The sequence below is a fragment of the Fibrella aestuarina BUZ 2 genome, assembly GCF_000331105.1.
GTDB classification, from domain to species: Bacteria; Bacteroidota; Bacteroidia; order Cytophagales; family Spirosomataceae; genus Fibrella; species Fibrella aestuarina.
Genome location: NC_020054.1, coordinates 6,052,981 through 6,066,821, shown reverse-complemented (window position 1 = coordinate 6,066,821; position 13,841 = coordinate 6,052,981). Strand labels below are relative to the sequence as shown.

16 protein-coding genes are annotated in these 13,841 nt (G+C 56.6%); 13 read left to right on the top strand and 3 right to left on the bottom strand.

Features of this window, described 5'->3' with window-relative positions:
• Positions 1-62 precede the first annotated feature (62 nt).
• From FAES_RS25125 to FAES_RS25105, 5 genes are read left to right on the top strand one after another with little or no spacing between them, the layout of a single operon-like run.
• Entirely contained in the window at positions 63-524 is a 462-nt protein-coding gene (locus tag FAES_RS25125; protein WP_015334015.1) for a lipocalin-like domain-containing protein, read from the top strand.
• Between the two features lie 43 nt (positions 525-567).
• Positions 568-1,092, top strand: a complete 525-nt coding sequence (locus tag FAES_RS25120; protein ID WP_015334014.1) for a GNAT family N-acetyltransferase — start codon at positions 568-570, stop codon at positions 1,090-1,092.
• 41 nt (positions 1,093-1,133) lie between these two features.
• Positions 1,134-1,580 carry a DUF1572 family protein gene (locus FAES_RS25115; protein ID WP_015334013.1) on the top strand — a complete coding sequence of 149 codons (447 nt, stop codon included), beginning with the start codon at positions 1,134-1,136 and terminating at the stop codon, positions 1,578-1,580.
• Positions 1,577-2,023 carry a DinB family protein gene (locus tag FAES_RS25110; RefSeq protein ID WP_015334012.1) on the top strand — a complete coding sequence of 149 codons (447 nt, stop codon included), beginning with the start codon at positions 1,577-1,579 and terminating at the stop codon, positions 2,021-2,023. The genes FAES_RS25115 and FAES_RS25110 overlap by 4 nt, the downstream gene beginning before the upstream one ends.
• A gap of 58 nt (positions 2,024-2,081) precedes the next feature.
• Positions 2,082-2,600 (top strand): DUF2059 domain-containing protein, encoded by a 519-nt coding sequence (locus FAES_RS25105; protein ID WP_015334011.1) that lies wholly within the window; start codon positions 2,082-2,084, stop codon positions 2,598-2,600.
• 101 nt (positions 2,601-2,701) lie between these two features.
• On the opposite strand, the gene FAES_RS25100 is transcribed toward FAES_RS25105, so the two are convergent.
• A complete protein-coding gene (locus FAES_RS25100) occupies positions 2,702-3,388 on the bottom strand; it encodes an ArsR/SmtB family transcription factor (RefSeq protein ID WP_015334010.1) in 687 nt (228 codons plus the stop codon).
• A 66-nt stretch (positions 3,389-3,454) separates the two neighbouring features.
• Between FAES_RS25100 and FAES_RS25095 the strand changes: the two genes are divergently transcribed.
• From FAES_RS25095 to FAES_RS25065, 7 genes are all read left to right on the top strand, one after another.
• Positions 3,455-3,808, top strand: coding sequence for an antibiotic biosynthesis monooxygenase family protein (locus FAES_RS25095; RefSeq protein WP_015334009.1), 354 nt, complete (start codon positions 3,455-3,457; stop codon positions 3,806-3,808).
• Positions 3,808-4,200 (top strand): hypothetical protein, encoded by a 393-nt coding sequence (locus FAES_RS25090; RefSeq protein WP_015334008.1) that lies wholly within the window; start codon positions 3,808-3,810, stop codon positions 4,198-4,200. The genes FAES_RS25095 and FAES_RS25090 overlap by 1 nt, the downstream gene beginning before the upstream one ends.
• A 130-nt stretch (positions 4,201-4,330) precedes the next feature.
• Positions 4,331-5,731 (top strand): 3-isopropylmalate dehydratase large subunit, encoded by a 1,401-nt coding sequence (gene leuC, locus FAES_RS25085; RefSeq protein ID WP_041258383.1) that lies wholly within the window; start codon positions 4,331-4,333, stop codon positions 5,729-5,731.
• Positions 5,732-5,843: 112 nt separating this feature from the next.
• The gene (leuD, locus tag FAES_RS25080) at positions 5,844-6,455 is read left to right on the top strand and encodes a 3-isopropylmalate dehydratase small subunit (protein WP_015334006.1); all 612 of its coding nucleotides are present in this window, start codon (positions 5,844-5,846) and stop codon (positions 6,453-6,455) included.
• Positions 6,456-6,564: 109 nt separating this feature from the next.
• Positions 6,565-8,082 carry a hydroxymethylglutaryl-CoA lyase-like TIM-barrel protein gene (locus FAES_RS25075; protein ID WP_015334005.1) on the top strand — a complete coding sequence of 506 codons (1,518 nt, stop codon included), beginning with the start codon at positions 6,565-6,567 and terminating at the stop codon, positions 8,080-8,082.
• A 135-nt stretch (positions 8,083-8,217) separates the two neighbouring features.
• Positions 8,218-9,288, top strand: coding sequence for a 3-isopropylmalate dehydrogenase (gene leuB / locus FAES_RS25070; protein ID WP_041259468.1), 1,071 nt, complete (start codon positions 8,218-8,220; stop codon positions 9,286-9,288).
• 210 nt (positions 9,289-9,498) lie between these two features.
• A complete protein-coding gene (locus FAES_RS25065; RefSeq protein ID WP_015334003.1) occupies positions 9,499-10,638 on the top strand; it encodes a 2-isopropylmalate synthase in 1,140 nt (379 codons plus the stop codon).
• A 92-nt stretch (positions 10,639-10,730) separates the two neighbouring features.
• On the opposite strand, the gene FAES_RS25060 is transcribed toward FAES_RS25065, so the two are convergent.
• Positions 10,731-10,979, bottom strand: a complete 249-nt coding sequence (locus FAES_RS25060) for a hypothetical protein (RefSeq protein ID WP_015334002.1) — start codon at positions 10,977-10,979, stop codon at positions 10,731-10,733.
• Between the two features lie 117 nt (positions 10,980-11,096).
• On the opposite strand from FAES_RS25060, the gene FAES_RS25055 reads away from it, so the two are divergent.
• Positions 11,097-11,489 carry a gamma-glutamylcyclotransferase family protein gene (locus FAES_RS25055; protein ID WP_015334001.1) on the top strand — a complete coding sequence of 131 codons (393 nt, stop codon included), beginning with the start codon at positions 11,097-11,099 and terminating at the stop codon, positions 11,487-11,489.
• A gap of 17 nt (positions 11,490-11,506) precedes the next feature.
• Here the strand turns inward: FAES_RS25055 and recQ are convergent, their stop codons facing one another.
• Complete coding sequence (gene recQ, locus FAES_RS25050; protein ID WP_015334000.1) at positions 11,507-13,714, bottom strand: DNA helicase RecQ; 2,208 nt, start codon at positions 13,712-13,714, stop codon at positions 11,507-11,509.
• Between the last annotated feature and the right edge of the window lie 127 nt (positions 13,715-13,841).

Here is a 13,841-nt window from a genome sequence, read left to right as displayed (position 1 = left end):
AGTCTGTTCTAATTATTCGCTCAAAAACCGATCGGGTTTGCAAATCCTGATAGGTTTGTAGCATGAAAACACTTCTAGCTGGTTTCGCCGTGGCCATCGCCGCGCTGGCGTGTACGAATGGGTCAGCAGAGCAGTCAACGACCACGCCCGCCCTCGTAGGTACGTGGCAACTGCAGCGCGGAACACTGATTGAAAAAGGCGATACCACCGTGACGGACTACACCAAAAAGGTGTCGTTCATCAAGATCATTAACGATACGCATTTCGCGTTCATGCAACATGACCTGAACAAAGGCGCCGATTCGACGGCTGTTTTTGTGGCCGGCGGTGGTCGCTATGAGCTGAACGGCAACCAGTATACCGAGCATCTGGAATACTGCAATGATCGGCAGTGGGAAGGTCATGACTTCACCTTCACGATCACGCTCAAAGGCGACACGCTGGTGCAACAGGGTGTTGAAAAGATTGAAAAAGCGGGTATCGACCGGCTCAATATCGAACAGTACGTGCGGGTGAAGCCATAAAACCGATCAGAGGGGGCCGCCCAGGCCTCATAGGTTTAGCAACATGAACCGACTGGAAGTTGACACCGAGCGCCTCACGCTCCGTTCGCTGACGTATGCCGACAGCCCCTTTCTGATTGAGTTGCTCAACTCGGAAGGCTGGCTCACCTTCATTGGCGACCGGAACGCCCGTACTCATGCCGACGTCGTCACCTACCTGAACAACGGCCCGCTGACTAGCTATGCCCAGTACGGGTTTGGACTGGCCCGGGTGTCGCTCAAAGGCAGCCATCAGCCCATCGGCCTGTGTGGCCTGTTGCAGCGCGATTACCTGCCGCACCCCGACATCGGTTACGCCTTATTACCTCAGTTTGCCGGAAACGGCTACGCGGTCGAAGCCGCCCGGCACACGCTCGATGTGGCGTTCGGGCCGTTAGGACTCCCGAAAATCCTGGCCACCGTGATGCCCGCCAACACTGCGTCGATTCGGGTGCTGACCAAACTGGGTATGACGCAGGAAGGGACGATCCGACCCGCTGGCGTACCGGTAGACTTGCTATTATTCGGCAAATCGGCACCAGCACGTTAACGTCGCCAGCTTACCAACGCCTTCCTGAAAAACCCACGCACATGCTCATCGAAACCCTAAAAACCCTGTTTCTCCGCGACCTCGACCGCCTGAAAACCGAACTGGAAAGCTACCAGAACGAGACGGCGATCTGGAAAATCGACGGGCAGATTGCCAATTCGGCGGGTAATCTATGCCTGCATCTGGTCGGCAACCTGAATACGTACATCGGCGGCGAACTGGGCCAATCGGGTTATGTGCGCGACCGCCCCGCCGAATTTTCGCGAAAGGACGTACCCAGAGCCGAACTGATCCAACTGGTAGAAAACACTGCGATAATGATCGAGCAAACGCTCAGCAACGTACCTGAGCAGCAGCTGGCTGAGGAGTACCCGCTGCTGGTATTCGCCGAAAAGACCTCCACCGCTTATCTGCTGGTTCACCTGACCACGCACCTAGCGTACCACCTGGGCCAGATTAACTACCACCGCCGCCTGCTTGACCAATGACCCTCCTCGACCAACTCACCGCCACCCGCGCGCAGACACTGCCGCTTTTCGACCTGCCCGCTGCCCATCTGGAACGTACCTACGCACCCGGCAAATGGACCGTACGGCAACTGCTCGTGCACCTGGCCGATGCCGAGAGCGTGCTGCACGAGCGTATCAAACGCGTCATTGCCGAACCGAAGCCCGTCATCTGGGCCTTCGATCAGGACCGCTGGAATACGTACCTGGATTATGCCACCTTCCCGCTTACAATCAGCAAAGCCCTGTACGACGCCAACCGGCAGTCGGTCGTGTATCTGGTGCAGCAGCATTACACTACGCTGGGTGCTACGCCGTTTGTGCACAGCGAAACCGGCCTGCGAACGCTGAAAGACGAAATGGACAAAGTTGCCTGGCACAACGAGCACCACCTCAGCCAGATCCGGCAGGCGCTAGCGAACTAGGTTTGTCGCTGGTTTCGGCTATATTGTATCTTTCAAATCCAGATAGTCCGGCACGACCATGCGAGCATTCACGCTATTTATCACTCTTCTCTGCCTTTGCTCATCCCTTCAGAGCAAGGCACAAACCACCGAAAAACGAGCCCGTATCCGATACCTGTTCTCGCTGATGAAAATCGACTCACTCCAACTGAAGCAGATGGAGGCTGCTACGGCAACTGCCAGAAAGTCGGCCGCCGCTATCTTCGGTCAGGGTGGCCAGATGCCTGATTCGACATTAATCAAACGCCAGGAAGAAATGATGCAGAAAGTGATGGTCAAGGCCAGAGAAAACGGACTGAAACTCATCAATGAGGATATGGTCGAGATCTACGACCAACAGTTCAGCGATGCCGACATCGATGCGTTCTGTGTATTCTATCAAACTCCCGCTGGTCGAAAAATGATTGACAGACAGTCAGTTATTACTAAAGAAATCCTAGATCGGTCGGTGACTAAATACCAGCCAAGTATTATGAAACTGATTACGGACTACATACAGGAGACGCGGCGGGAGTTCGACGAGCGCTCAAAGAACTAAGCGTAATGCAGCTTTTTGCTCAACTGGCCTGTTGAACGAAAAGCGCTAAGGGACTTGCCAATGATCTTCTGCTGTCTGGAACAGCTGCTCAGGCGACAACTTTAAAGATTAAGGTTCAATAGGTCGCTAAGCCCCTGTCGGCCTGCATGGGTTAGAACCAACTCGCGCGAAAACTGCACCTTTCGAAACCATTGCCTTGTCATCATTCGATCCAGCAGAACGGCACCAAGCTGTCCCGCCAAATGCGGACGACGCTCACTCCAGTCAAGGCAGGGGCGGGCCAAAGGACGTCGGCTGGGTCTGAAATCCTCTTGATAAATCGCCAGTTTTTCAAACCATTCCCAGCCGTTCTCAGTCACCAGAAAGGCGGTGTCTGTTCGATCGATGCACCGTCTTTGTAACAGAGCGTCTACGATACGTACACTCACGTGACCCGCCAGATGATCGTAACAGGTTCGGCAGAACCTAAGACCGCTGGATGCAGAACCGGCCTGTTTTTTAGCGGGCCAGGGGCCACCTGCCAGATTCGCCAGCGATTCAATAGCATAGGCAACCTCCGGCCCTGAGAACGAATAATAACGGTGGCGCCCCTGCACCTCAACCTTGACGAGATCTGCCTCGAGCAGTTTGGCCAGATGGTTACTGGCCGAGGTGGCCGACGTGTTGGCCGATGCCGACAACTCGGTGGCCGTATAGGCCCGACCATCGAGCAAGCTCCATAACATTCTGGCCCGCGTTGGCTCGCAGATTAAGCCGGTGATCGATACAAAGCGGTCATCTACATCCATAGTTCATTCCTGGCTGAACTGTAAATGTAGACCACCTGCTTTCTTTGGGCAAACAAATAGCACAAAATGATAGCCGTATTATTTGAAGCGTTTCCTGCTGAAGGAAAGTGGGATGAATACCTGGATATTGCCGCCGAACTGCGGCCTGAACTCAGTAAGCTGCCCGGCTTTATCGCTATTGAGCGATTTCAAAGCTTGACAAACCCCAAAAAGGTGTTATCACTGTCGTTCTGGCAGGATGAGTCCGCCATCAGTCAATGGCGGGCTATGGAGAAGCATCGGATAGCGCAGAAACAGGGGCGTGAATCAGTATTCGAGCATTACCGGCTCCGGGTAGCCAGTGTACTGCGAGATTACGGGATGACTGAACGCGAACAGGCTCCCCTGGATAGTCAGGTCATTCATAACGAACAGCACTAATGAAAGACGTAGAAATTTACCTGCCCAATCGGGTCGGCTCACTGGCCCTGTTGGGCGAAACGTTGGGTAAGCATCAGATCAGCCTTGAAGGAGGTGCGGTTTTCACCGACGGGCAACAGGCTACTGCTCATTTTCTGGTTGAAGAAGCCGATAGGGCCAGGGCTGTTCTGGAAGCTGTTGGCATCGAGGTAGTTCGGATCAACGACGTGATCATTCAGAAATTAAGGCAAGATGTGCCGGGGCAGTTGGGAATGTTTTGCCGACGACTGGCCGATGCGGGTGTTTCAATTTTAACCCAGTACAGCGATCATGCCAATCAACTGATTGTTGTTGTCGACGACATGGCCAAAGCCCGCCAGGTTTCTGAAGCCTGGATGCAAGAGTGGTGGTAAACTTCGTACGTAATATAGTTTTAAGTTTCGCTTAATACAGTGAGCTAAAATCGCTATTTCTTGGGCGAAAGCCGGGATGGGGTACTTCCCGGAATTAGTCAATTTTGTAGCTATAAACCGCTACAAGCTTATGAGTACTCCACAAACCCTGTTTGATAAGGTTTGGGACGCGCACGTCATCCGGCACATTGAGGATGGCCCCGATGTGCTGTTCATTGACCGCCATTTCATCCACGAAGTCACCAGCCCGGTGGCCTTTCTGGGACTGGAAGGCCGGGGCGCGTCGGTGTTGTTTTCGCAACGTACCTACGCCACCGCCGACCACAACACGCCGACTCTCAACCAGCACCTGCCCGTTGCCGACCCGCTCTCGGCCAATCAACTGGCCGCACTGGAACGGAACGCCAACAAATACAACATCTCGCACTGGGGCCTAGGCCACCAGAAAAACGGGATCGTCCACGTCGTAGGCCCCGAAAACGGCATTACCCTGCCCGGCATGACCATCGTCTGCGGCGACTCGCATACCTCTACGCACGGGGCCTTCGGGGCTATCGCGTTCGGTATCGGTACGTCGGAGGTCGAGATGGTGCTGGCTTCGCAGTGCATCATGCAGCCTAAGCCCAAAAAAATGCGGATTTCGGTGAATGGTACGCTGGGTAAAGGTGTGTTGCCGAAAGACGTAGCCCTGTATATCATCGCGCAGATTTCGGCGAGTGGTGCCACGGGCTATTTCGTGGAATACGCCGGCGATGTGTTCCGCAACATGAGCATGGAAGGCCGCATGACGGTCTGTAACATGAGCATCGAAATGGGCGCGCGCGGTGGTATGATCGCCCCCGACGCTACTACGCTAACGTACCTGAAGGGCCGTGATCTGGCGCCAAAAGGGGAGGCCTGGGATAAGCTCGTTCCGTATTGGGAGTCGCTAACCACCGACGAGGGCGCTACCTTCGACAACGACCTGACGTTCGACGCCGCCGACATTGAGCCGCAGATTACCTACGGCACTAACCCCGGCATGGGTACTGGTGTGACCAAACACATTCCGCTGGCAGCCGATCAGCAGGATGGCGCCGCCAGCTACCAGAAGTCGCTGAACTACATGGGCTTTGCCGAAAACGACTCGATGATCGGTAAACCCATCGACTTCGTGTTCCTCGGCAGCTGCACCAACGGCCGCATCGAAGACTTCCGGGCGTTTGCCTCGATTGTGAAAGGCCGCCGGAAAGCCGACAACGTAACGGCCTGGCTCGTGCCGGGGTCGCATATCGTGGAAGCGCAGATCAAGGAAGAAGGTATTCTCGACATCCTGACCGAGGCTGGTTTCGCCCTGCGGCAACCGGGTTGTTCGGCCTGCCTCGCCATGAACGAAGACAAGGTTCCGGCGGGTAAATACGCGGTCTCAACTTCCAACCGCAACTTCGAAGGCCGTCAGGGTCCCGGCGCCCGCACACTGCTCGCTAGCCCCCTGGTCGCCGCCGCCGCCGCCGTAACGGGCGTTGTGACAGACCCAAGAGAGTTTATCTAAATGTCATCACGCTTCGCTGTCATTAGATGGCCATTAAGTAGTCATCTATTGGTTTTCTACGAATGACTAGTTAAGGACAGCGCAGCGTAATGACCACAAATGACATTTCCCTATGGCTTACGATAAATTTACCGTGCTCCGTAGCGCGGCCGTCCCGATGCCCATCGAGAACGTCGATACGGACCAGATCATACCCGCTCGCTTCCTGAAAGCGACCGAACGCAAAGGCTTCGGCGACAACCTCTTCCGCGATTGGCGCTACAACGCCGACAATACCCCCAAGGCCGATTTCGTGCTGAATAACCCGACGTACTCAAGCGAGGGAATAGCCCGTAAGATTCTGGTCGGAGGCAAAAATTTCGGCAGCGGGTCAAGCCGTGAGCACGCCGCCTGGGCCATCTACGACTACGGGTTCCGGTGCGTGGTGTCGAGCTTTTTCGCCGATATCTTCAAGAACAACTGCCTCAACGTTGGCATTCTGCCCGTAACGGTGAGCGCCGAGTTTGCCGACAAAATCTTCGCCGCCATCGAGGCCGATCCCGACACCGAACTGGAGGTAAACCTGCCCGAGCAGACCATCACGCTGGTTGCCACGGGTGAGCAGGAGGGCTTCACCATCAACGGTTACAAGAAGGACAACCTCATCAATGGTTACGACGACATCGACTACCTGCTGTCGATGAAGCAGGAGATTGAGCAGTTCGCCGAAACGAGACCGTTTTAAAAGAATGAATAGTGTAGGATGGAGACTGTATAATGGGTGCCTATGAGTGCATTTGGGTCAGCTCATTATACAGTCTCCATCCTACACTATTCATTCCCCACTTCCCACCATGCGTTATATTGAAATCATGGACACGACTCTCCGCGATGGGGAGCAAACCAGCAGCGTGTCTTTTTCGGCTTCGGAAAAGCTGGCGATGGCGCAGTTGCTGCTGACCGAAGTGAAGGTCGACCGCGTGGAGGTTGCTTCGGCGCGGGTGTCGGCGGGTGAACTGGAAGCGGTGCAGCAGATTACCCGCTGGGCCGATAGCGCAGGCCTGCTCGACCGGGTTGAAGTGCTGACGTTTGTCGACGGCCAAGCCTCGCTCGACTGGATGCAGGCCTCGGGCGCGCGGGTGATGAACCTGCTTACCAAAGGCTCGCTCAACCACCTGACGCATCAGCTTAAGAAAACGCCAACGCAGCATTTTGCCGACATCGCACAGGCGATCGACGGCGCGCAACGGGCGGGCATCACCGTCAACGCGTACCTGGAAGACTGGAGCAACGGCATGCGCCACTCGCCCGACTATGTGCGGCAGTACCTCGATTTTCTGCAAACGCAGCCCATCCGGCGCGTGTTGCTGCCCGATACGCTGGGGGTACTGACGCCCGCCGAGTCCTACGCGTTTGTGCACGAACTGGTGAACCGCTACCCGGCGCTGCATTTTGATTTCCACGCGCACAACGACTACGACCTGAGCGTGGCCAACGTGATGGAGGCGATCCGGGCGGGGGCACACGGCCTGCATCTGACCGTAAATGGACTGGGCGAACGGGCCGGTAACGCCCCGATGGCGAGCACCATCGCCGTGCTACGCGATTTCATGGCCGATCAGGTCGAATTGGGCATCGTGGAAGGGTCATTGTACGAAATCAGCAAGCTGGTCGAGACGTTTTCGGGCCTGCGCGTGCCCGACAACAAGCCCGTCGTTGGCGACAACGTATTTACCCAAACGGCCGGCATTCATGCCGATGGCGACAAAAAGAACAACCTGTACTTCAACGACCTGACGCCGGAGCGCTTCGGACGTACCCGCAGCTACGCGCTGGGCAAAACGTCGGGGAAGGCTAACATCGAGAACAACCTGCGCGAACTGGGTATCCAACTGCCCGACGACGACCTGAAAAAGGTGACGCAGCGCGTGATCGAGTTGGGCGATCAGAAAGAGCAGATTACCCGCGAAGACCTGCCCTACATCATCGCCGATGTGCTGGGCCAAACCAACACGACGGCCCGCGTGGAGGTGCTGAACTACGCCCTGACGAAAGCCAAAGGCCTGAAACCGCAGGCGACGCTTCAGGTACGTATCGATGCCGAACAGTTTGAAGAAAGCGCGCAGGGCGACGGGCAGTACGACGCGTTTATGAATGCGCTGAAGAAGATCTACGCGCTGAAGAACATGACGCTGCCCGAACTGACCGACTACGCCGTTCGTATCCCGACGGGTGGCCGCACCGACGCCCTTTGTGAAACCATTATTACCTGGAAAGTGAACAGCCGCGCCTTCAAAACCCGCGGCCTCGACTCCGACCAAACCGTGTCGGCCATCAAAGCGACACAAAAAATGCTGAACAGTTTAGAATAAAGAGGGGGTCATTAGCCTTCGGCGTCATTTGCTGCGCGTCATTGATAGTCATTGATTGCTTTTTACAACGAATGACCATGAATGACGCGCAGCAAATGACGCCGAAGGCTAATGACCACCAATGCCATTTCTCTCATGAAAAAACACATTCTCGTAGTGCCCGGCGATGGGATCGGAGCCGAAGTAACCGCCGTAGGTAAGCAGGTGCTGGAAACCATTGCCCAGAAATTTGGTCATGAATTCACCTACGACGAAGCCCTGATCGGCCACGTCGCCATTGAAGCCACTGGTGCCGCTCTTCCGGCCGAGACGCTCGAAAAAATGCGGGCGGCCGACGCCGTCCTGTTCGGAGCGGTGGGGCACCCCAAATACGACAACGACCCCTCGGCCAAGGTGCGGCCCGAGCAGGGGCTGTTGCAGATGCGGAAAGAGTTGGGTCTCTACGCCAATCTGCGCCCGATCAAGCTGTTCGACGAACTGCTCAGCTCGTCGAGCATCAAGCCCGAAATCCTGCAAGGGGCTGATATTCTGTTCTTCCGCGAGCTGACCGGTGACGTGTATTTTGGCGAGAAGACGCGCTCGGAAGACCGCAGCACGGCCTCGGATCTGATGATCTACCACAAATACGAAGTGGAGCGGATTGTGCGGAAAGCGTTCGAGGCGGCACGTACCCGGCGCAAAAAACTGATGAGTGTCGACAAGGCCAATGTGCTGGAAAGCAGCCGCCTGTGGCGCGAAGTGGTGCAGGCCCTCACGCCCGAATACCCCGACGTGGAGGTGGAGCACCAGTTCATCGATGCGGCGGCGATGCTGCTCATCAAAGATCCCAAACGCTTCGACGTGGTAGTGACAGGCAACCTCTTCGGCGACATCCTGACCGACGAAGCCTCACAAATCGCTGGCTCGATGGGCATGCTCGCGTCGGCGTCGGTGGGCGACAGCACGGGCGTGTATGAACCCATCCACGGGTCGGCCCACGACATTACGGGTAAAGGTGTAGCTAACCCGCTGGCGTCGGTATTGTCGGCGGCGCTGCTGCTCGACATTTCGTTCGGCATGAAAGCCGAAGCCGAGGCCGTCATTGCGGCTGTCGATGCGGTGCTGAAAGAAGGCTACCGCACCCGCGACATTGCCGACGCCGATACCCCAGCCGATAAATTGCTGGGTACGTCGGCCATGGGCGAGGCCCTGCTGGCGAAGCTGTAAGTGAACCCAAACCAACGAGCAACGGGTTAGCGAGGCGTTGATCAGGCAAGTTGGCCTTTCGATCAAACGTCGTTGCTGACCCGTTGCTCGTTTTATTTGCCAAAAAATCCACTCGCTCAATTTTGAAAAAATAATCGCTCGCTTATTTTTGTAGCGCAATTACGCATACAGCGAAATTTCGCTAACAAAAACCACTGTCTGATTGTCCCCATGAGCGAACGCATTTATATCTTTGATACTACCCTGCGCGACGGCGAGCAAGTGCCTGGTTGCCAGTTAACTACGGAAGAGAAGGTAACGGTTGCTAAAGAGCTGGAGCTACTGGGCGTAGACATCATTGAAGCGGGCTTCCCAGTATCGAGCCCCGGCGACTTTCGGTCGGTGGTTGAGATTTCCAAGGCGGTGACCAACCCAACAGTCTGCGCGCTGTCGCGGGCCGTCATTGGTGATATCGATGCGGCGGGTGAAGCCCTGAAACTCGCGAAGCGTGGCCGGATTCATACCGGCATTGGTGCTTCAGACATTCATATTCGGAACAAGTTCAACAGCACCCGCGACGCCATTCTGGAGCAGGCGGTGCGGGCCGTCAAACACGCCCGTACGTATGTGGAGGATGTCGAATTCTACGCTGAAGACGCCGGGCGGGCCGATCTGGATTTCCTTTGTCGCCTCACCGAAGCCGTAATCGCGGCGGGCGCAACGGTCGTCAATATCCCCGACACAACGGGCTATTGCCTGCCCGACCAATACGGCGCGAAGATCAACTACATTTACAACAACGTACCCAACGTCGACAAGGCAACGATCTCGATTCACTGCCACAACGACCTTGGCCTGGCAACGGCCAACTCGCTGGCGGGGATCATGAACGGCGCGCGGCAGATCGAATGTACGATTAACGGCATTGGCGAACGGGCGGGCAATACCTCGCTCGAAGAAGTCGTGATGGCCATGAAAGTGCACCGCGAGCTGGGCTTCGAAACGGGCGTGGATACCAAACGGCTTTATCCCGTTAGTCAACTAGTGTCGGGCATGATGCGGATGCCGGTACAGGCCAACAAGGCGATTGTCGGGCGTAATGCCTTCGCGCACTCATCGGGCATTCACCAGGACGGCCACCTGAAAAACTCGGAGACCTACGAAATTATGAACCCCACCGACGTGGGTGTCGATAAGTCGTCGATTATCCTCACGGCGCGTTCGGGCCGGCATGCACTCAAGCACCGCCTCGAACTGCTCGGCTATCGCTACGACAAACCAACGCTCGACGGTTTGTACAAGCAGTTCCTCGACATGGCCGACGTGCGTAAAGAAGTCAACGACAAAGACTTGATGGAGCTGGTGCGCTAAGCACAGCTTCGGAAGACAAAAAATCCCCATGAATCACATCGGCGATCGGCTGGCGTGATTCATGGGGATTTTTGTTGTGCTCGACAGGGACGTCAGGCCAGGTCACCCACCAAAATGGCCGCTTCGTGCAGTAGTTCAGTCGCGCGGATTTCGTCGGTAAACGCTTCGATCGTCGCGTCGACAACGTCGAGTTCGACCGGTGGCGGGGGCGATTGCTCGTCGGCCACGAAGCCTGCCAATGCCCGGCCCACATACAGCAGATGCAACGCCGATAGCAGCGTCGGTAGGCGTTGACTATGGCGGGTTTGGGGCGGTTCGGTGTTCCGTTCGTTGGCTTCCATAATCGTATAAGGTTGCTTGGCGCAGATAGGTTTCCGGTTGATGGTCGTAAGATGGTTTAGGGCTACCTAGCAACGGCATTCGATTTTCATGTAGATTGAAAGCCCTAAATCGCTAGCATGAATTTATTTGTTTACGGAACGCTACGTAGCGGTAACGACAACCCGATGGCCGATTTGCTGCGGCAACACGCGCAGTTGATTGGGCATGGCAACGTACCTGGCCGTCTGTTTGACCTCGGCTGGTATCCCGGCGCCACTTATGAACCCGACGGCATCTACCGGGTCTGGGGCGACGTCTATGAACTCACGGATGATACCATCCTGACCCGCCTCGATGACTACGAAGGTATTCAAAACCACCCCGACGATGAGTACGCCCGCCGCGAGGTACCGGTGCAGATGAGCAACGGACAGGCGCACCTTGGTCAGGTACGTTGCCAGATGTACATCTACCTCAAAACTGACGGTCATCCCCGATTGATCGAGTCGGGCAACTTCCTACGCCAGTGAGGTATGGCTGGCCATAACTACCGCTCCATTAACGCAATCGTCAGGTTGATTTTGCCGTAGTCGTACTTGCCTTCGAGGTGATCAAAAACGGGCTTGGTGCGATTGTCTTCGATGCCGACGGTGGCAATCGCGGCCTCGATGGCGCGGCGTTCGGCGGGGGTGATCAGGCGTTCCAGATCAACGTCGTAGCCGCCCCGATTGAGTTGAATCAGGTGGTTGGCGATGCTGGACGGGCCCAGTTCGCGCGCCTTGGCAATCTGGTCGATAGTCAGGCCCTGCTGGTAAAGTTCGAACGTCATTTGCTGGGTGGTTCCTTTGGGCTTCGCCACCTCGCGCGACCGGCTCGGCACCTCGCTACGTACCTGACTCGTGCCCCTGCTGACGCCGACATAAGCCGTAATCTCGTCTAGGAAGGCCTCGCCAAACATCTCCAGTTTGCGTTCGCCCACCCCCGACACGTTTCGGAAGGCGTCGGGCGTAGTGGGTCGCTGCCGGGCCATGTCTTCCAGCGTCGAGTCGGTGAAAACCACGTAGGGGGGCACGTTCTGCGCGTCGGCAATGCGTTTGCGCAGCGCCCGCAGCCGCTCGAACAGGTCGTCGCGCGTGCCTTCGGTACGGGTACGAGTCGCTTTTTCAACCACCGGCTTGGGTACGTCGTCGGGCCGGACGAGGCTGATGGTTTTGCCTTTGAACAGCACGTCGTCGGCCAGCAACCCTTTCCGCAGGGCGTAGTGGTTTTCGTAGGCGATCTCAATCACGCCGATATTGATGAGCTGATGCAGGTAGTTGCGCCACTCCTCAAACTTCAGGTCGGCCCCGGCGCCGTAGGTTTTGATTTTGTCGTACCCCTGCGATACGATGGCGTAGTTGCGCGAGCCCCGTAGCACGTCGATCAGCGTGTTCATCGGCACGCGCTCACCCAGCCGAATAATGGCCGACAGCGCTTTCTGGGCCAATACGGTGGCGTCGAACGTTACGCGCGGGTTGCGGCACACGTCGCAGTTGCCGCAGGGTTCGGCCAGTTGTTCCGAGAAATAGGAGAGGAGAATCTGCCGCCGGCAGGTGTTGGCTTCGGCATACTGCTGCATCCGTTCCAGCTTCGCCAGTTGCACCTGTAGGTTGGCCGGGTTGTTCTCCGTCAGCATGTCCTTGTAGGTGGCTACGTCGGCGAAGCTGTAAAACAGCACCGTCTGCGACGGAAGCCCATCACGCCCGGCACGGCCAATTTCCTGGTAATAACCCTCGATGTTCTTGGGCATGTTGTAGTGCATCACCCAGCGCACGTTGCTCTTGTCGATGCCCATCCCGAAGGCGATGGTAGCGCACATAATCCGCACGTCGTCGCGCAGAAAGGCCTCCTGCACGCGGGCGCGTTCGTTGGGGTCCATCCCCGCGTGGTAGTAAGCCGCCGAGTAGCCCTTCTCGATCAATTTGGCCGCTACCGACTCACACGACTTGCGGCTGAGGCAATAGATAATGCCCGACGTGTCGGGTTTAAGGCTCAGCAGCTTGGCAATCTGCCCGATGCGATTGGTGCCGGGCAGCACCTGCAAACTCAGGTTCGTGCGGTTAAACGAGTCGATGAAAACCGCCGGGTCATGCATGGCGAGCCGGTCGGCGATGTCCTGCCGCGTGAGGCGGTCGGCAGTAGCCGTGAGCGCGATGATGGGTACGTTGGGAAACCACCGCCGCAGCGTGTTCAACTGCGTGTATTCAGGTCGGAAATCATGCCCCCACGACGAAATGCAGTGCGCTTCGTCGATGGCGAACATGGAGAGTTTGAGGCTGTTCAGAAACGTGTAAAACGACTCCGAAAGCAGCTTTTCGGGCGACACGTAGAGCAGTTTGATCTGGCCTTTGCGGCAGTTTTCTTCCACCGCCCGGATTTCCTTCGCGCCCTGCGAACTGTTGATGTAGGCCGCCGCAATGCCATTGAGGTGCATAGCCTCGACCTGATCTTTCATCAGCGCAATCAGCGGCGACACCACCACGCACAGGCCGGGCTGCATCAGGGCCGGAATCTGAAAACAGACCGACTTGCCCCCGCCCGTCGGCATCAGCACTACCGTATCGCGCCCGCTCAGAATAGACCGGATCACGGCCTCCTGCATGGGCCGGAAGCGGTCGTAACCGTAGTACCGTTTCAGGTAAACCGCGGGGTCGGCAACGGAGCCCTGCGGCATGGCTGACTGGGTTACGGGAAGGGGTGTGGCATCAAAAAGCATACGGCGGATAAGCTGTGGTCGACTACGTAAAGATACAAAAAAGGCGGTAAAGGCGGGTAGTCGACCGGGGGCTATCGCGCCTCGTCTCGGCGGGGTAAGGCGAGCAAAAAAGAGGCTCCCGATCAAC

Coding starts and splice junctions, on each gene's coding strand:
- FAES_RS25125 (WP_015334015.1), top strand. CDS start 63: ATGAAAACACTTCTAGCTGGTTTCGCCGTGGCCATCGCCGCGCTGGCG.
- FAES_RS25120 (WP_015334014.1), top strand. CDS start 568: ATGAACCGACTGGAAGTTGACACCGAGCGCCTCACGCTCCGTTCGCTG.
- FAES_RS25115 (WP_015334013.1), top strand. CDS start 1,134: ATGCTCATCGAAACCCTAAAAACCCTGTTTCTCCGCGACCTCGACCGC.
- FAES_RS25110 (WP_015334012.1), top strand. CDS start 1,577: ATGACCCTCCTCGACCAACTCACCGCCACCCGCGCGCAGACACTGCCG.
- FAES_RS25105 (WP_015334011.1), top strand. CDS start 2,082: ATGCGAGCATTCACGCTATTTATCACTCTTCTCTGCCTTTGCTCATCC.
- FAES_RS25100 (WP_015334010.1), bottom strand. CDS start 3,388: ATGGATGTAGATGACCGCTTTGTATCGATCACCGGCTTAATCTGCGAG.
- FAES_RS25095 (WP_015334009.1), top strand. CDS start 3,455: ATGATAGCCGTATTATTTGAAGCGTTTCCTGCTGAAGGAAAGTGGGAT.
- FAES_RS25090 (WP_015334008.1), top strand. CDS start 3,808: ATGAAAGACGTAGAAATTTACCTGCCCAATCGGGTCGGCTCACTGGCC.
- leuC (WP_041258383.1), top strand. CDS start 4,331: ATGAGTACTCCACAAACCCTGTTTGATAAGGTTTGGGACGCGCACGTC.
- leuD (WP_015334006.1), top strand. CDS start 5,844: ATGGCTTACGATAAATTTACCGTGCTCCGTAGCGCGGCCGTCCCGATG.
- FAES_RS25075 (WP_015334005.1), top strand. CDS start 6,565: ATGCGTTATATTGAAATCATGGACACGACTCTCCGCGATGGGGAGCAA.
- leuB (WP_041259468.1), top strand. CDS start 8,218: ATGAAAAAACACATTCTCGTAGTGCCCGGCGATGGGATCGGAGCCGAA.
- FAES_RS25065 (WP_015334003.1), top strand. CDS start 9,499: ATGAGCGAACGCATTTATATCTTTGATACTACCCTGCGCGACGGCGAG.
- FAES_RS25060 (WP_015334002.1), bottom strand. CDS start 10,979: ATGGAAGCCAACGAACGGAACACCGAACCGCCCCAAACCCGCCATAGT.
- FAES_RS25055 (WP_015334001.1), top strand. CDS start 11,097: ATGAATTTATTTGTTTACGGAACGCTACGTAGCGGTAACGACAACCCG.
- recQ (WP_015334000.1), bottom strand. CDS start 13,714: ATGCTTTTTGATGCCACACCCCTTCCCGTAACCCAGTCAGCCATGCCG.